This window comes from Caulobacter sp. LARHSG274 (genome assembly GCF_052871235.1).
This window is the reverse complement of sequence record NZ_JBIXJO010000031.1, coordinates 1-15661: the sequence shown is the minus strand read 5'-3', so window position 1 is coordinate 15661 and position 15661 is coordinate 1. Positions and strand designations below refer to the sequence as shown.

15 protein-coding genes and 1 pseudogene are annotated in these 15661 nt (G+C 69.4%); 6 read left to right on the top strand and 10 right to left on the bottom strand.

Going from position 1 to position 15661, the window contains the following annotated elements:
* Positions 1–29 precede the first annotated feature (29 nt).
* The 10 genes and pseudogenes from ACIPQB_RS25350 to trmFO all read right to left on the bottom strand — a co-directional run bounded on the left by ACIPQB_RS25350 (position 30) and on the right by trmFO (position 9906).
* On the bottom strand, positions 30–410 hold the full coding sequence (locus ACIPQB_RS25350) for a response regulator (protein WP_446488025.1): 381 nt from the start codon (positions 408–410) through the stop codon (positions 30–32).
* A 543-nt stretch (positions 411–953) separates the two neighbouring features.
* Positions 954–1634 carry a TetR/AcrR family transcriptional regulator gene (locus ACIPQB_RS25345; protein WP_446488024.1) on the bottom strand — a complete coding sequence of 227 codons (681 nt, stop codon included), beginning with the start codon at positions 1632–1634 and terminating at the stop codon, positions 954–956.
* A complete protein-coding gene (locus ACIPQB_RS25340) occupies positions 1631–2815 on the bottom strand; it encodes a urate hydroxylase PuuD (RefSeq protein WP_446488023.1) in 1185 nt (394 codons plus the stop codon). The genes ACIPQB_RS25345 and ACIPQB_RS25340 overlap by 4 nt, the downstream gene beginning before the upstream one ends.
* A 1-nt stretch (position 2816) precedes the next feature.
* On the bottom strand, positions 2817–3338 hold the full coding sequence (uraD, locus tag ACIPQB_RS25335) for a 2-oxo-4-hydroxy-4-carboxy-5-ureidoimidazoline decarboxylase (protein ID WP_446488022.1): 522 nt from the start codon (positions 3336–3338) through the stop codon (positions 2817–2819).
* A gap of 184 nt (positions 3339–3522) precedes the next feature.
* A complete protein-coding gene (puuE, locus tag ACIPQB_RS25330; RefSeq protein WP_446488021.1) occupies positions 3523–4443 on the bottom strand; it encodes an allantoinase PuuE in 921 nt (306 codons plus the stop codon).
* Positions 4440–5666 (bottom strand): pyridoxal-phosphate-dependent aminotransferase family protein, encoded by a 1227-nt coding sequence (locus ACIPQB_RS25325; protein WP_446488020.1) that lies wholly within the window; start codon positions 5664–5666, stop codon positions 4440–4442. The genes puuE and ACIPQB_RS25325 overlap by 4 nt, the downstream gene beginning before the upstream one ends.
* 29 nt (positions 5667–5695) lie before the next feature.
* Positions 5696–5844 (bottom strand): annotated as a pseudogene (locus ACIPQB_RS25320) (hypothetical protein); the annotation flags it as partial.
* On the bottom strand, positions 5774–7072 hold the full coding sequence (locus tag ACIPQB_RS25315) for an allantoate amidohydrolase (protein WP_446488019.1): 1299 nt from the start codon (positions 7070–7072) through the stop codon (positions 5774–5776). The gene ACIPQB_RS25315 and the pseudogene ACIPQB_RS25320, both read right to left, overlap by 71 nt.
* 133 nt (positions 7073–7205) lie before the next feature.
* A complete protein-coding gene (locus tag ACIPQB_RS25310; RefSeq protein ID WP_446488018.1) occupies positions 7206–8318 on the bottom strand; it encodes a mechanosensitive ion channel family protein in 1113 nt (370 codons plus the stop codon).
* Between the two features lie 154 nt (positions 8319–8472).
* Positions 8473–9906, bottom strand: coding sequence for a methylenetetrahydrofolate--tRNA-(uracil(54)-C(5))-methyltransferase (FADH(2)-oxidizing) TrmFO (trmFO, locus tag ACIPQB_RS25305; protein WP_446488017.1), 1434 nt, complete (start codon positions 9904–9906; stop codon positions 8473–8475).
* 98 nt (positions 9907–10004) lie between these two features.
* Between trmFO and ACIPQB_RS25300 the strand changes: the two genes are divergently transcribed.
* The 6 genes from ACIPQB_RS25300 (at position 10005) to ACIPQB_RS25275 (ending at position 15538) form a co-directional block, all read left to right on the top strand.
* Positions 10005–10958 carry a hypothetical protein gene (locus ACIPQB_RS25300; protein ID WP_446488016.1) on the top strand — a complete coding sequence of 318 codons (954 nt, stop codon included), beginning with the start codon at positions 10005–10007 and terminating at the stop codon, positions 10956–10958.
* Positions 10959–11096: 138 nt separating this feature from the next.
* Complete coding sequence (locus ACIPQB_RS25295) at positions 11097–11891, top strand: hypothetical protein (RefSeq protein WP_446488015.1); 795 nt, start codon at positions 11097–11099, stop codon at positions 11889–11891.
* A complete protein-coding gene (locus ACIPQB_RS25290) occupies positions 11888–12754 on the top strand; it encodes a hypothetical protein (RefSeq protein ID WP_446488014.1) in 867 nt (288 codons plus the stop codon). Before ACIPQB_RS25295 ends, ACIPQB_RS25290 begins: the two co-directional genes overlap by 4 nt.
* A 153-nt stretch (positions 12755–12907) precedes the next feature.
* Positions 12908–13819: a hypothetical protein gene (locus ACIPQB_RS25285; RefSeq protein ID WP_446488013.1), complete on the top strand. Its 912-nt coding sequence runs from the start codon at positions 12908–12910 to the stop codon at positions 13817–13819.
* Between the two features lie 81 nt (positions 13820–13900).
* The gene (locus ACIPQB_RS25280) at positions 13901–14227 is read left to right on the top strand and encodes a hypothetical protein (RefSeq protein ID WP_446488012.1); all 327 of its coding nucleotides are present in this window, start codon (positions 13901–13903) and stop codon (positions 14225–14227) included.
* Between the two features lie 381 nt (positions 14228–14608).
* Positions 14609–15538 (top strand): hypothetical protein, encoded by a 930-nt coding sequence (locus ACIPQB_RS25275; protein WP_446488011.1) that lies wholly within the window; start codon positions 14609–14611, stop codon positions 15536–15538.
* The last annotated feature ends 123 nt before the right edge of the window (positions 15539–15661 follow it).

The following is a 15661-nucleotide window of genomic DNA, read 5'->3' as shown; positions in this document are numbered from 1 at the left end:
CAGGATCGTTTTCCAGTCAGCGATAAGGATCAGTGATGGTTTTCCCAAAATGGGTCTCCACCACGTCGATGCGTTTGGTCATCGGATAATCGATTGGCGAAGAACTTCCTCCGCAGGCCGCCTGTGTGCTCGCCAGCAAACCGAAGCCGTCCAGTCCCGGCGATCATCACATCGCTCAGCACGAGATCGGGCGGCGGGCCGGCCAACGCGGCTTCCAGAGCCGCCCGTCCGTCGGACACCGCCCGGACCTCGTAACCGCCGGCCTCCAACAGCCCTTTGACGTGGGCGCGCATGTCGGCGTTGTCGTCGGCGAGCACCACACGGGGACGTTCCTCGACCGAGCCGCCGAAATCCTCGGGAACCCCGGCCGCGTCGGGTCGGGCGTCATCCGCATCAGGCAGCCACCGCATCGCCTCGGCGACGAAAGATTCGGCGTGGGCGCTGCCAGACCGGTCCGTTCGCAGGCCGAGCGGAAGTTGCTGGCCAGTTCGGCCGTCAGCTGACCAGGTCCGTGGGCTGGAAGACGGCGTGTGATCGGCCCGCCCCCACGCGCGAGAAGTCCAGCAGGGAATTGACTAGCTTGAGCAGGCGCAGGGCGTTGCGGTGCGCCACGGTCTAGCGTTCACGCTGGAGCGGCGGCAGATCATTTCCCGTCTCGAGCGCGTCCTGGAGGGGACCCAGGTGCCGCTCGCGCATGGCGTTCGCCGCGAGCTCGCGGACCGCCTGTGGGCCTTGGGCCTTGGGCCTGGCGGGCGCGGCCGCGCTCTCTGCGGCGATCACCGACGGGCTTTGCGGCCTGCGGGTCTAACGCGGCAAGGGTGTGGCGTGCGGCCCGAACGGGACCAGAAGTTCACATCGTCTGTCTCGACGACTTCGGCGCCTGCGCCGTCTCGCTGCCGAGCTGTCGATGAGAAGAACGCTGCGCGTTCACCCCGTCCGGAAGGAATTTGGGGTTACTTCCCCTTCGTCAGATACCCCTCCAGCAGCTCCAGCGCATGGGCCAGCCGCTCTCGCCGCCATTCGGCCTGGCTCATGTCGGTGTCCAGGGTCACCGACAGCGAATAGCCGTTGGCCAGGTGGAAGCGGCTCATGGCGGCGATGGTCACATAGATCTGGACCGGGTCGAGATGGTCGCGGAACAGGCCCTGCTTCTGGCCGCTCTCGATCAGACGCTCGATGGTCCGGCGCAGCGGGAAGGCGGTCTCGGTGACCTTGCGTGACTGCGAGACGAACTTGCCCTGCAGCAGGTTCTCGTTGCGCAGCAGGCCGTCGATGCGCGGGTTCTTCTCGAAATAATCGAAGGTGAAGCGCTGCAGGGCGAAGAAGCCCTCCAGCGGTCGGTCGAAGTCGATCTTCAGCTCGGCTTCGCGGCCGCGCAGGTCCTCATAGGCGGCCTCCAGCACCGCCAGGTAGAGGCCCTTCTTGTCGCCGAAATAGTGATAGAGCATGCGGATGTTGCACTTGGCGGCCTTGACGATCTTCTCGATCCGCGCGCCGGCGTAGCCCGCGGCCGAGAACTCCTTCAGCGCCGCGGCCAGGATGGCCTTGCGGGTGCGCTCGGCGTTGCGCCGGCGCGGGGCCGGGGCGGCGTCGTCGGCCGGGGCGTCCGAGGGGGGCTCTAGCACGGTGGTCACTGGGTCTTTGCTCCCGCCTTGATCCAGGCGCCCAGCTGGGCGCGTTCCGCGTCGGTGATGTGGGTTTCATTGCCCAGCGGCATGCTGGCGCTGTCGACCGCCCGCTCGCGGATGCGCGGCGCGTAGCGGGCCATGCCGGCCGGGGTGTCGAAGGCCGCGCCGTTCGGCGGGGCGGTGAAGCCTTTGTGGGTCGGCGCGGCGCTGTGGCACATCACGCAGTGCTTCTGGACGATGGCCTGGGCGGTGGCGAACGGCACGTCGGAGGCCACCTCCGGCGGCTTGGGCCTGTGGCTGGCGACGATGCTGACGGCGAACACCAGCATGGCGCCGATGAACAGGAACTCGTGCCGGATGATCCCATGGTGGCGCAGGTTGAAGAAGTGGCGGATCGACACCCCACCCAGGCTGATCATCGCCAGCAGCAGCCAGGCCAGCGGATGGCCGGTGACCACCGGATAGTGGTTGCTGATCATGATGAAGATGACCGGCAGGGTCATGTAGTTGTTGTGCACCGAGCGCTGCTTGCCCATCGCCCCCAGGCGCGGGTCGACCGGGCGGCCTGCCAGCATGTCGGCGACGATCCGGCGCTGGTTGGGAATGATCACCAGGAAGACGTTGCCGACCATGGCCGTGCCGATGATCGCCCCGACATGGATGAAGGCCCCGCGGTCGCTGAACAGACGGGTCAGGGCGTAGGCCGCCCCGGCCAGGGCCAGGAACCAAGCCAGGCCGAACAGCCGCGGCTTCTGGCCCAGCGGCGAGCGGCACAGAGCCTCGTAGACCAGCAGGCCGCCGAAGATGAAGGCCAGGCCCGTGGCGATCGCGCCGGCCTGGCTGAAGGCGTGCCTGCTGGCGTCGATCAGATAGACCGGCGCGCCGACATAGTAGAGCACGATCAGCAGGGCGAAGCCGCTGAGCCAGGTGGTGTAGGCCTCCCACTTGAACCAGTGCAGGTGGTCGGGCATGTGGGCCGGGGCGACCATGTACTTCTGCGAATGGTAGAAGCCGCCGCCGTGCACCGCCCACAGCTCGCCCTTGACGCCGTTCCTTTCAGGGGCGGGCGGGCGCAGGTTGTTGTCCAGCCAGACGAAATAGAACGAGGCGCCGATCCAGGCGACCCCGGCGATCACGTGCAGCCAGCGCAGGCAGAGGTTCAGCCAGGTCGTGACGTCGTAGTCCATCCTAGGTCGCCACCGCGTCTTGCAGCCGAAGCTTGCTGATCAGGCCGATCTGCCGGATCGCCTCGGCGACCTCGGCGGCCGGGTCGTTGGAAAGGCGCGCCTGCATGGCGGCCAGGATCGAGGTCTTGTCGTTCAGACGCACGGCGATGATGAACGGGAAGCCGAAGCGCTCGCCATAGGCGGCGTTGAGGGCGTGGAAGCGCGCGAACTCCTCGGCCGTCAGCCGGTCGAGGCCCGCGCTGGCCTGCTCGGCGGTGCTCTCGGCGGTCAGGGTCTTGGCGATCGCCGCCTTGCCGGCCAGCTCGGGGTGGGCGCGGATCAGCGACAGCTTGTCGGCCTGCGGCGAGGCCTCCAGCACCGCCATCATCGCCGCATGCAGGGCCTCGAGGCTGGCGAACGGCGCGGCGTCATAGGCCCGCTCGACCACCCACGGCGACAGCTCGAAGGCGAAGCCCAGGGCGGTGGCGAAGCCAGTGCGGTTCATCCGGTTCAGGTCGGCCAGGGTCAGGGGCGGGGCGCTCATATGACGGCTCCGTCAGCGGCCGGCATTCCCAATATTTTCGTCATTCCCGCCCTTGTGGCGGGAACCCCTGGTTCAGCCGACGGTGAAGGGCCATGGCGCGCCGGCGCGCCACCCCTCCGCACCTGCGGCGGATAGAGGGGTTCCCGCCACAAGGGCGGGAATGACGGTTGAAAAGAAGAAGGGATCATCTCGCACCCCCCTGATACGGATGGGTCTTGATCCAGTGGTTGGCGATCTCGATCCGCCGGGCCACCCAGACCTTGTCGTGCTTGGCCACGTGTTCGAGGAAGCGGCGCAGGGCCATGATCCGGCCGGGCTTGCCGACGATGCGGCAGTGCAGGCCGACGCTCATCATCTTCGGCGCCGTCTCGCCCTCCAGATAGAGGGCGTCGAAGCTGTCGCGCAGATAGGCGAAGAACTGGTCGCCGCTGTTGAAGCCCTGCGGCGCGGCGAAGCGCATGTCGTTGGCGTCCAGCGTATAGGGCACGATCAACTGCGGCTTGCCGTGCTGGTCGTCCCAGTAGGGCAGGTCGTCGGCGTAGCTGTCGGCGTCGTAGACGAAGCCGCCCTCTTCGGCGACCAGGCGGGCGGTGTTGGGGCTGGTGCGGCCCTGGTACCAGCCCAGCGGCCGCTCGCCGGTCAGGCGGGTGTGGATCTCGATGGCCCGGGCGATGTGCTCGCGCTCCAGGTCCTCGGGGAAGTGCTGGTAGTCGATCCAGCGATAGCCGTGGCTGGCGATCTCCCAGCCGTAGTTCTGCATCGCCTCGACCACGCGCGGGTTGCGCTCCAGGGCCTGGGCGACGGCGTAGACGGTCAGCGGGAAGCCGAACTCCTCGAACAGGCGGCGGATGCGCCAGAACCCGGCGCGCGCGCCGTATTCGTAGAGGCTCTCCATCGACATGTGCCGCATGTCGGGGATCGGCTGGGCCCCGACCATCTCCGACAGGAAGTGCTCGGCCTGGGGATCGCCATGCAATACCGAGCGCTCGGCGCCTTCCTCGTAGTTGAGCACGAACTGCACGGCCACGCGGGCGCCGTTCGGCCACTGGGCGTGCGGCGGGGTCTCGCCGTAGCCGACGAGGTCGCGGGGGTAGGGCGGGCTCATGCGAACACCGCCAGCGCCGCGTCGACCCCGGCCCCGGCCGTGAACCTAAAGCCCTCGCCGCGCAGCACCGCCTCCAGGGCCGCCAGGGTGGTCAGCACCGCGTGCTTGCGGGCGTTGACGCCCATCGCCCCGATCCGCCAGACCTTGCCGGCCAGGGGGCCGAAGGCGGCGCCGATCTCGATCTCGAAGTCGGTGCGCATGCGGGCCTTGACCCGGTCGTAGTCGACGCCGGCCGGGGCGATCACGGCGGTGACATTGGTCATCTTGTGGGCCTTGTCGCCATAGACTGCCAGACCCAGGGCCTCGACCCCGGCGACCACCGCCGCTCCGGCCTGGGCGTGGCGGGCGAAGCGGGCCTCCAGCCCTTCCTCCAGCACCACTCGGGCGCATTCGCGGGCCGCATAGAGCATCGAGGCGGCCTCGGTGTGGTGGTTCAGCCGCTTGTCGGACCAGTAGTCCATGATCATCGCCAGGTCGAAATAGTTGGAGGCGATGCGGCGGCCGTTTCCCTTGTCCGCGCCGGCCGTCGCGATCCCGGCCTCGACGTGGCGGCGGCCGAAGATGTGCTCGGCGGCGCGGTCGGAAATGGTGATCGGCCCCGAGCCGGAGGGGCCGCCCAGGCACTTCTGCAGGCCGCCGGTGACGATGTCGGCCTGCCAGGCGTCGACCGGCACGCTCATGCCGCCGATCGTGGCGGTGGCGTCGACATAGAGCAGGGCCTCATGGCGGCGGCAGATCTCGCCGATCGTCTCGATCGGCTGGGCCATGGTCGTCGAGGTGTCGCCATGCACGCAGGCCACCAGGCGCGGGCGCACGCGCCGGACCGCGTCCTCGACCGCCTGGGGATCGACCACCTGGCCCCATTCGCCCTCGACCGTGGTCACCTTGGCGTCGCAGCGCTGCGCGATCTCCGACAGCAGCAGGCCAAAGCGCCCGGCGTTGACCACCACCACGTCGTCGCCCGGGGCCAGGGTCGAGACCAGGGCCGCCTCGATGGCGGCGCGGGAGGTGCCGTCGATCAGAAAGGTCCAGCGGTTCTCCGTCTGGAACACCTGCCGGTACAGCGCCATGGTCTCGTTCATATAGCCGGTGAATTCCGGGTCGAACTGGCCCAGCAGCTGCACCGACATCGCCCGCAGCACACGCGGATGGACGTTGATGGGGCCGGGCCCCATCAGCAGGCGGGCGGGGTGGTCGAGTTCGCCGAAGGCATTGGTGGTCATGAGGTGGTCTTCGTCGTTCGTTCGTGGGGTCGCCCTCGTCCTTCGACAAGCTCAGGATGAGGGCTAGGGAGGCGTCGGGCGTCAGGCTGCGATCGCATTCGAAATCCTCATCCTGAGCTTGTCGAAGGACGAGGATTTCGCGCCGCCAGCCGTTCGACGAACCCCAGCATCGCCTCAGCCGCCAAGGCGCAGTCGGCCTCGGTGACCGCCTCGCGCGGGTTGTGGCTGATCCCGCCTTCGCAGCGGATGAACAGCATGGCGGTGGGGCAGAGGTCGGCGATGACCATGGCGTCGTGGCCGGCCCCGCTGGGCAGGCGGCGCGGCGCCTGGCCGACGGCGTCGACGGCGTCTTCGAGCAAGGCGGTCAGGCCGGGATCGCAGGGGCTGGCGGCCAGGTCCTGCATCAGGGTGACCGAGGCCTCAAGCCCGCGCCGGGCGGCGATGGCCTCGATCTGCGCGGTCACCGCCACGACGGCGGCGTCGCGGGTGGCGGCGACCTCGGAGCGGACGTCCATCGAAAACTCGACCGCGCCGGGGATGACGTTGAAGGCCCCGGGCAGGGCGGTGATCCGGCCGACCGTGCCGACCAGGCCGTCCTCGCCCCCTGAACAGATCCGCTCCAAGGCCAGGATTGCCTCGGCGGCGGCGGGGCCAGGGTCCTTGCGCAGGCTCATCGGCGTGGTGCCGGCGTGGCCGGCCAGGCCGGTGAACCGCACCATCAGCCGCTTCTGGGCGGCGATGGCGGTGACCACGCCCAGGGCCAGGCCCTCGGCCTCCAGCACCGGGCCCTGTTCGATATGGGCCTCCAGGAAGGCGAAGACCTCGCCGGGCTGGCGGGCGGCCTCCTGCAGGCGGGTGGGGTCCAGGCCGAAGGCGGCGAAGGCCTCGGCCAGCGAAACGCCGTCGGCGTCGGTCATCTCCATCGCCCGCGGGTCGACCGTGCCGGCGACGGCGCGGCTGCAGGCCATCGAGGCGGGGAAGCGCGAGCCCTCCTCGTCGCCGAACGCGATCACCTCGACGGCGAAGGGCAGGCGGCGGCCGGCGGCGTTCAGGGCCTCGACCAGGTCGATCCCCAGCATCACCCCCAGCGCCCCGTCATAGCGGCCGCCATTGCGGACGCTGTCGATGTGCGAGCCGATCAGCAGGGCCGTGGCGTTCGGCGTTTCGCCCTCGTAACGGCCGACCAGATTGCCGGCCGCGTCGCGGCGGGCGCTCATGCCGGCCGCTTCCATCCAGAAGGCCAGGGTCTTCAGCGCCTCGTCGTGCGCGGGGGTCAGGAACCGGCGCACCAGCATGTCGTCGGCCTCGCTGAACGGCGCCGCGCCCATCAGGTCGCAGCGCGCCTTGGCCCTCACGCCGATCTCGAAGTCTTCGACCACGCGGTCTTTCCCCTCGCGCTCCGCCATGCCATCGTTGCTAGCAGCCCGACGGCGACGCTTCCCATGGAGAAGCCGCGCCGGGCCGATGATCAAGGGCAGATGCATCGCCACGCGCCAGTCCGTGCGACCGGCGCCCAGCGATAAGTCATAAACCACTTACTTAGCTTGCGACAGCGCCCGCTTGCGGCGCCTCGTCCGGCGCGCTCTCCGCCAAGCCCACCCGCTGCCGCGCCAGCGCCTCGGGCAGCTCGTCGCGCAGGAAGGCCATCATCTTCTCGCGCACCTCGCAGCGCAGGTCGAAGGCGGTCGGGGCGTTGCGGGCGCTGACCAGGCAGCGCACCTCCAGCACCTGAGCGGTGATGTCGGTGACCGCCAGATTGACCACCTTGCCGTCCCACAGCTTGGAGCCGCGGGCGATCTCCTCCAGCTTGGCGCGCAGCCGGTCGATCGGGGCGGTGTGGTCGACATAGAGCATGGCTGTGCCGATCAGCGCGGCTGATTCCCGGGTCCAGTTCTGGAACGGGGTCTGGATGAAGTAGCTGAGCGGCAGCACCAGCCGCCGCCAGTCCCACAGCCGCACCACCACATAGGTGGCGTTGATCTCCTCGATATTGCCCCACTCCTTCTCGACGATCACCGCGTCGTCGAGGCGGATCGGCTGGGTGACGGCGATCTGGATGCCGGCGATCAGGTTGGTCAGCAGCGGCTGCAGGGCAAGGCCGACGATCAGGCTGGCCGCCCCGCCGGCCGCCAGCAGGCTGACGCCCCACTGCTTGACGCCGGGAATGGCCATCAGGGCGAAGCCGACCGTCACCACTCCGACCACCACCGACAGGGCCCGGCGCAGGATCTTGACCTGGGTCAGGTGCTTGCGAGCCAGCAGGTTGTCCTCGACGTCGATCTTGAACCGCCGCAGGTGCAGGGCCGCGCCGATGTCGAGGGCTGTCATCACGATCCAGCCGATCAGCAGGATGAACAGCACCAGCAGGCCGGTCTTGGCGGTGGCCGCCTGGCCGGGGGTCAGGGGCGCGGCGGCGACGGCCAGGCTGAGGGCGGCGGCGATGAAGGCCAGCCGCGTCGGCCGCCGGGTGCGCACCGCCAGGGCCGACCAGAAGGCGTCCTGGGCCAGGGAGCGCCGCACCACCCGCACGATCGCCCAGTGGACGGACAGGGCGGCCAGCACCGCGACCAGGATCAACACCAGGCTGACCGCCCACGGCGGCGCCCAGGCCACGCGCAGCACGAGGTCGGTGAGCCAGGGAGGGGCGGACATGGGGCTTTGAACGCGCGAAGCGGCCGGCGGGTCCTGCCCTGAACGGGCTAGGCTCTAAACGGGAGTGTGGTTAAACGGGGACACACACTCGCCCAACGGCCTGGGTCGTTCCGGCGAGGCGTCGCCGCGAGTGTGTGTCCCCGTTTAAGCCCGTTTAGCCCAGCCACGCCTCCAGATCCTTCAGCGCCCGCAGGCTCATCAGCCGCTTCTTGGCGCGGCCGCGTTCCTTGAGCGGGATCTTGACGCCGTCGTCGCCGACCTTGGGGGTCTCCATCGGCGGCAGCAGGCCGTAGTTGATGTTCATCGGCTGGAAGGTGCTCTTGCCCTCCGGGGCTTCGAGGTGGCCGCCGGTGACGTGATCGACCAGGGCGCCCATGGCAGTGGTCGGGGGCGGGGCGTCGAGCGGGCGGCCCAGGCGCTCGGCGGCGGCGAAGCGGCCGGCCAGCAGGCCGGTGGCGGCGCTTTCGACATAGCCCTCGACCCCGGTCATCTGGCCGGCGAAGCGCAGGCGCGGCGCGACCTTCATCCGCAGGGAGCGGTCCAGCAGGCGCGGGCTGTTGATGAAGGTGTTGCGGTGCAGGCCGCCGAGCCGGGCGAACTGGGCGTTCTGCAGGCCCGGGATCATCCGGAACACCTCGGCCTGGGCCCCGTGCTTCAGCTTGGTCTGGAAGCCGACCATGTTCCACAGCGTCCCCAGGGCGTTGTCCTGGCGCAGTTGGACGATGGCGTGGGCCTTGACCAGCGGGTCGCGGGGATTGGTCAGGCCGACCGGCTTCATCGGCCCGTGGCGCAGGGTCTCGCGGCCGCGCTCGGCCATCACCTCGATCGGCAGGCAGCCGTCGAAATAGGGCACGTGCTCCCAGTCCTTGAACTCGGCCTTGGGGCCGTCGAGCAGGGCGTCGATGAAGGCCTCGTACCGAGCCTTGTCCATCGGGCAGTTGATATAGGCCGCCGCGTCGCCGCCGGGGCCTTCCTTGTCGTAGCGCGACTGGCGCCAGGCGATGTCCATATCAATCGACTCGAGATGGACGATCGGGGCGATGGCGTCGAAGAAGCTAAGCTGGCCTTCGCCGCTGAGCTGCAGGATCGCCTCGGCCAGGGCGGGGGAGGTCAGGGGGCCGGTGGCGACCACGACGCTGTCCCAGTCCTCCGGCGGCAGGCCGGCGATCTCCTCGCGGGCGAGGGTGATCAGCGGGTGGGCCTGGATGCGGCGGGTGACCTCGGCCGAGAAGCCGTCGCGGTCCACGGCCAGGGCCCCGCCGGCCGGCACCTGGTGCTGGTCGGCGGCCGACATGATCAGCGAGCCGCAGCGGCGCATCTCGGCGTGCAACAGGCCCACGGCGTTGAACTGCCAGTCGTCGGAGCGGAACGAGTTGGAGCAGACCATCTCGGCCAGGCCGTCGGTGTGGTGCGCGTCGGTGCGGATTTTAGTTTGCCCTATCGCTTCGCTGCTTGAGGGCAGGTCGCGCCGCATCTCATGCAGGACGACCGGTACGCCGGCCTGGGCGATCTGCCAGGCGGCCTCGGAGCCGGCCAGGCCGCCGCCGATGACGTGGATGGGCGCGACGGAAGGAGGGGAAGCGTTCATGGCGCCCTCATACCTCCGCCTGTCGCGCGGCGAAACCTGCGTGTAGGCTGGCGCGAGGAATCGCCGGGCGCACGCGCGGCGCGCATCGGGGGAAGTACATGGCGAGCTTTTCGGCGACGGACGCGGCGACGGCCGGCTTCGGGGTCATCGGCCGCGCGCCGCTGGCGGCGCTGGCCTGGGGGCTGGTGTTCCTGGTGGCCCTGGTCGCGCCGATGGTCGGCCTGATGTGGGCGCTGATCCCGCAGTTCATCGAGATCTTCAAGATCATGCCCACGGCGGGCTCGACGTCGTCGGACGCCGCCGACCCGGTGATCATGGCGCAAATGATCCGGCTGCAGTCCAGCATGATGGGCGTCAACCTGATCAGCCTGGTCGGCGGGACGCTGGTCAAGGCGGTGGTGGCCGGGGCGGTGTTCCGCGCCGTGCTCGAACCGGACCAGAAGCGCTGGGCCTATCTGCGCCTGGGCAAGGCGGAGCTGTGGCTGGCCCTGGTGACCCTGGTCCAGGTCGTGCTGTTCATGATGGCCTATTTCGCGGTGCTGCTGGTCGGCTTCATCCTCGGCGCGATCGTCTTCCTGGCCGGCTCGGCGGCGGGAGACGCCGGCAAGCTGGTCGCCGGCCTGCTGATCGCCGTGCTGGTCCTGACGGCGATCGGCGCCCTGGTCTGGGGCGTGCTGCGCCTGTCGATGGCGGGGCCGATGAGTTTCGTCGAGGGCAAGTTCCTGCTGTTCGAATCCTGGGCCTTCACGCGCGGCCAGGGCTGGCGGCTGTTCGGCATGGCGGTGCTGGTGGTGCTGATCCTGACGGCGCTGGAGCTGGTGCTCTATGCGGTCCTCGGCGTTGCGGCCCTGGGCTCCTGGTCGGGGATCAAGGCCATGGTCGACGGCCTGAGCGGCCAGCCGCCGCAGGCCTGGCTGAACGCGTTCTGGCCGCTGGCGGCGATCGCGGCCGTTGTGCTGTCCCTGCTGTCCGGCTTCGCCATGGCCCTGGTCTGCGCCCCCTGGGCCAAGGCCTATCAGGAACTGGCGGCCTCCGGCGCCAGCCAGGCCTGAAACGGGCGCGGCGCCAGGGCCACGCCCGGCGAAATTCGGCGTGACAGCCGGCGCGACTCGTCGCCAAGCCGGGGGCGAACCGCTTAGACTCCCGGCCGACGCCGGGTTCGCGCGGGTCGCGACCAAGTGAGGGGCTGGATGAGCGAGGGATCGCCGGCGATCGGACGCACCGTTCGCGCCGGGCTGGCCGGATGGGGGCCGGGGGTGCGGGGCTGCGGGGCGGCGCTGGTCGCCGGCGCCGGGCTCAGCCTGCTGCCGCGCGCCCTGCCGCCGTCCCTGGCGTTCCTCGGCCCGGCCTTCGAGTTCGTCGCCGCCACCCTGGCCTATGGCGCGCTCTACCGCGCCGCCTTCGACGGGCCCCGGGGCTGGAACGGCCTGCGCTGGGGGCGCGAGGAGTGGCGGCTGCTGGCCGTCCAGCTGCTGATCGCCGTGGTGATGACGGTGGTGGCGGCGGTGATGTTCGTGGTGGTCGGGGCGGTCGCCCTGGGCGTGGCCCGCTCGGCCGCGCCGGACTTCGACGCCACCTCGCTGCAGGCCTGGCGGGCGGCGCTGTCCGGACCGGGCGGAATCCTGGCCAGCTTGGCGCCCCTGGCCTCGCTGGCGCTGCTGGCCTGGATCGGCCTGCGCTTGGCCCTGGCCCCGGCCGCGACCATCGCCGCCGGCCGCGTCCAGGTGCTCAGCGCCTTCAGCCTGACCCGCGGCACGGTCCTGACCCTGCTGGCCGCCGGCCTGGTCCTGGCCGCCCCGGCGGTGATCGTGACGGCGGCGCTCGGCTATCTGCGGGCGGTCGCCGGCCTGGCCGAGCCGTCGTCGCTGCCAGCGCTGGCCAGCCTGGTGCTGTTGTTCTTCTACCTGATCCCGGTCTGGACCGCGGCCCTGGTCGAGGTCTATCGACGCCAGGCCGCCCCGACCTTTGGAACCCTCCGGCCATGACCACCTTCTCGCCCGTGACCGCCGCTCTCGAGGGCCTTCGCATCACACGTCGCAAGCCGCTGGTCGTGCTGGCCTGGGCCGCCTGCTATTTCGCCATGCTGGTGGTGCTGGGCCTGGTGGTGGCCTTCGCCTTCGGCGGCACCGTGCGCGCCGACCTGGCCCTGCTGGCGCGGACCAACGACCTGCGCGAGCTGGTCGACATCGTCGCCCGGCGCAAGGGCACGCTGCTGCCGCTGATCGCCTTCGCCGTGGCCCTGCAGTCGGTGATCACCGTGGCCATCATGCGCGCCGTGGTGCGGCCCGCCGATCGGCGCATGGCCTATATCCGGATCGGCGCGGAGGAGGCGCGGCAGTTCGTCGTCGCCCTGGTCGGCTGGGTGGTGGCTCTGGTCGTCACCGCCCTACCCAGCGCCGTGCTGGTGCTGATCGGCGCGGGGCTGATCAGCCTGGGCGCGGTCGAGACCAACCGCTGGGTGGAGGTGCTGGGCGCGATCGCCGTGGCCGGGCTGTCGATCTGGTTCGGCATTCGCCTGTCGCTGCTGTCGATCACCACCTTCGCCGAGGGCAAGCTCGACCTGCGGCGGACCTGGACCCTGACCGACCACCACTTCTGGCACCTGCTGTGGATGTACGCCCTGGCCTTCGTGATCACCATCCTGGTCAGCGTGGCCCAGACGGTGGTCGCCGGCCTGATCCTGGGCCTGTCGGGGGGCGCGGCCAACATCGTCATGCTGGCCCTGACGGGTCTCGCCAACCTGTTGCTGGCGCCGTTCTTCTTCACCATCCAGATGGTGATCCTGACCGCCGCCCCGGCCCGGGCCTATTACGACCTGCACGCCAGCGAGCTGGCCCCGGCCGCCTGACCGCGAACGGTTTCAAACAAACGTTGGAAGCCCCGGCCGCGTTTTCGACCCGAGGCGGATCGGGCCGGGCTCGGAATTCCGAAGGCGGGACTGTCGCGACGGCCCGAACCTTGTTAGGCGTGGCCAAGGTTTGTGGAGGCGGTAAGCGGCGTCATGGAACAGTTCTCGGCCACCGACGCCTCGCTGTCGGGCTTTCGTCTGGTGCGTGAGCACCTGAAGACGGTGGCCGTCTGGGCGGCGCTGATGACCATCGCCTCCTTCGTGGTCAGCGTCATCACCATCAAGGTGGCCGGCCCCCAGCTGACGACGATGATGGAGCTCAGCGCCGAGCCCAGCACCGACCCCCAGGCCACCCTGAAGGCGATGGAGGGCATGGGCCCGCTGTTCCTGATCTCGGCGGCCTACAGCCTGGTGATCTATTCGGTGTTGCTGGCCGGGGTGAACCGGCTGGTGCTGCGGCCGCAGGACAGCGCCGGCGCCTATCTGCGGCTGGGGGCCGACGAACTGCGCCAGGCGGCCGTGCTGATCCTGGTCAACCTGATCCTGCTGGCCGCCTATTTCGGGGCAGTGGTGGTCTCGGTGATCATCGGCGCGATCGGGGCGGGCCTCGGCGGCGCCGCCCTGGGCGTGGCCCTGGGCGTGCTGACCGGCCTGGCCATGGCCGGGCTGATGCTGGTGCTGGCCGTGCGGCTGTCCTTCGCCGGGGCCCTGACCTTCGACACCGGCAGGATCAACATCAAGGGCTCGTGGGCCCTGACCAAGGGCCGGTTCTGGCCGCTGCTGGGCGCCTATCTGGTCGCCCTGGTCCTGGCCCTGGTCGTCTATCTGCTGCTGCTGGTGATCATCGCCGTGATCGGGGCGGCCTTCGGCGGCGGCCTGGCGGCGATGGGCGACGCCTTCAATCCCGACCTGACCTCGCTGGCGGCCTTCTTCACGCCCGCCGGCATCGTGCGCTCGCTGTTCTCGGGCCTGCTGTCGATCCTGGTCCTGCTGATCGTCTTCGCCCCGCCCCCGACCATCTACGCCCAGCTGCGCGGCCGGGACGTGCTGGATACGTTCGGGTAGGGGGCTTCCGGCGAGATCGGTGGACGCGGTCTGGGTGATCGCCAGGATGGAGTTACTGTTCAGAAGGTTGGGGGATGGTCAATGACGCTGCCAAAGGATGTCACGTTGCGAGACCTGCGCACGACGCTGATCGACCAGAAGACATTTGTGGCGAAGGCTCTGCACGTTCTACGCAGGGAGCTGAAAAATCGTCCCGATGTCTGTCTGCGACTAGGCATAACAGGCGGCGGCAAGGCGCCGAATTATCGGGTCGAAACAGGCGACGAGATACTCTTCCCGATCGATGGGGCTAACCACGAACGATGGGAAGAAGGCTTCGGTTTCAATGAGCCCGGAAACTGGAGTCAAAGGACAATGTCCTTTCTGGAAGTCGAGCAGCTCCTTCGGGAAATTCGTCAACTGGCCTAGGCTGTTCGTCGCTCACCCTTGACCCTGCCAATGGGCCTTGAATCCGGACGTTCCCATCCCAACGCCGTCATCCCGGGCCTCGTGCCCGGGACCCATTTGTCCGCTGCAAGGGCAGCGAAGTAGCACGCAGGCGCGCCAAGGCGTCTCCCCGTCGGCTGAACCATGGATCCCGGGCACAGAGGCCCGGGATGACGGTTCAAAAAGCGAGGGCGAAACGATCGAAATCAAAGCCGTTTGATATTGGTCGGTGAACGCTCCAGGACGCCGTCGCTCACCTTTGACCCTGCTCATCCGAGTTTCCAGGCCCGAGCGGCAGGGATCGCCGCTTGTCAACCTGCCCGTGCAACGCCAGGATGCGGCTCAAGTTGGGGGATGGGCGACATGGATTTCAAGGTGACGGACGCCGCCTATGAGGGCTTCCGGCTGGTGCGGCGCGAGCCGAAGGTCGTCGCGGTCTGGGCGCTGGCGACCCTGGCCTTCGGCGTCGTCTACAGCATAGCGATGGCGATGTCGGGTTTCGGCCGCTTCATGAGCGGCCCGGCCGCCGGGACGATGACGCCGCAGGTCCTGACCGGCCTGCTGACCGGCGAGGCGGTCGCCATCCTCGGCGCCATCGTCATGGCCTCGGTCCTGGGCGCGGGGGTCTATCGCGCCGTGCTGCGTCCGGACGAGGCGCCGGCCACGCGCCTGCGGCTCGGCGGCGACGAGCTGCGGCTGATGCTGCTGTCGGTGATCATGGGGCTGGTGTTCACGGGCCTGACCATCGCCCTGATGATCCCGATGGTCCTGGTCGGGGTCGCCGTCGGGGTGGCGGGCCTGGGACATGGCGGGTCGAGCGCCAGCGGCATGGTCGGCGTCGTGCTGGTGGTGCTGGTCAGCTATCTGGCGCTGCTGGCCGGACTGGTGTTCTTCGCGGTGCGGCTGTCGCTGGCCGGGGTGATGACCTTCGCCGAGCGGCGGCTGCGGGTGTTCGACTCCTGGCGGCTGACCAAGGGCCGGTTCTGGAAGCTGCTGGGCTGCTACCTGCTAGTCATCCTGCTGGTGATCCCGATCTATCTGGTCATGCTGGCGATCTATGGCGGCGTGACCTTCGCCTTCATGGGTGGCGACGCGGGGCGGACGATCAGCGAGCTCGCCCGCCCGGACTTCAGCTCGATACCGGCCTATTTCAGCCCGGCCCGGACGCTCTACCTGGTCCTGGCCTCCGGCCTGGGGGCGGTGCTCAACGCGGTGATCTACGCCCCCGCGGCGGTCGCCTACCGCAGCCTGTCCGGAGCGGGCCCCGAGAAGCAGGCCGAGGTGTTCAGCTAGCAGGCCGTTGAAGAAGTCTGGCGCTGGGCGACGAAGTTGGCTTCGTCGCCGCCGTGGAAGCAGATTTGGCCCTTGAGGGAGCCATCGGATTGGAGTTCAGCCCATCCATCGCCCTGGGCCTCA

Excerpts from the sequence above, each read along its gene's own strand:
- ACIPQB_RS25325 (WP_446488020.1), bottom strand. The coding sequence starts at position 5,666 with ATGACCACCAATGCCTTCGGCGAACTCGACCACCCCGCCCGCCTGCTG.
- ACIPQB_RS25295 (WP_446488015.1), top strand. The coding sequence starts at position 11,097 with ATGAGCGAGGGATCGCCGGCGATCGGACGCACCGTTCGCGCCGGGCTG.
- ACIPQB_RS25340 (WP_446488023.1), bottom strand. The coding sequence starts at position 2,815 with ATGGACTACGACGTCACGACCTGGCTGAACCTCTGCCTGCGCTGGCTG.
- trmFO (WP_446488017.1), bottom strand. The coding sequence starts at position 9,906 with ATGAACGCTTCCCCTCCTTCCGTCGCGCCCATCCACGTCATCGGCGGC.
- ACIPQB_RS25290 (WP_446488014.1), top strand. The coding sequence starts at position 11,888 with ATGACCACCTTCTCGCCCGTGACCGCCGCTCTCGAGGGCCTTCGCATC.
- ACIPQB_RS25285 (WP_446488013.1), top strand. The coding sequence starts at position 12,908 with ATGGAACAGTTCTCGGCCACCGACGCCTCGCTGTCGGGCTTTCGTCTG.
- ACIPQB_RS25300 (WP_446488016.1), top strand. The coding sequence starts at position 10,005 with ATGGCGAGCTTTTCGGCGACGGACGCGGCGACGGCCGGCTTCGGGGTC.
- ACIPQB_RS25280 (WP_446488012.1), top strand. The coding sequence starts at position 13,901 with ATGACGCTGCCAAAGGATGTCACGTTGCGAGACCTGCGCACGACGCTG.
- ACIPQB_RS25275 (WP_446488011.1), top strand. The coding sequence starts at position 14,609 with ATGGATTTCAAGGTGACGGACGCCGCCTATGAGGGCTTCCGGCTGGTG.
- ACIPQB_RS25350 (WP_446488025.1), bottom strand. The coding sequence starts at position 410 with ATGCGGTGGCTGCCTGATGCGGATGACGCCCGACCCGACGCGGCCGGG.
- ACIPQB_RS25310 (WP_446488018.1), bottom strand. The coding sequence starts at position 8,318 with ATGTCCGCCCCTCCCTGGCTCACCGACCTCGTGCTGCGCGTGGCCTGG.
- uraD (WP_446488022.1), bottom strand. The coding sequence starts at position 3,338 with ATGAGCGCCCCGCCCCTGACCCTGGCCGACCTGAACCGGATGAACCGC.
- puuE (WP_446488021.1), bottom strand. The coding sequence starts at position 4,443 with ATGAGCCCGCCCTACCCCCGCGACCTCGTCGGCTACGGCGAGACCCCG.
- ACIPQB_RS25315 (WP_446488019.1), bottom strand. The coding sequence starts at position 7,072 with ATGGCGGAGCGCGAGGGGAAAGACCGCGTGGTCGAAGACTTCGAGATC.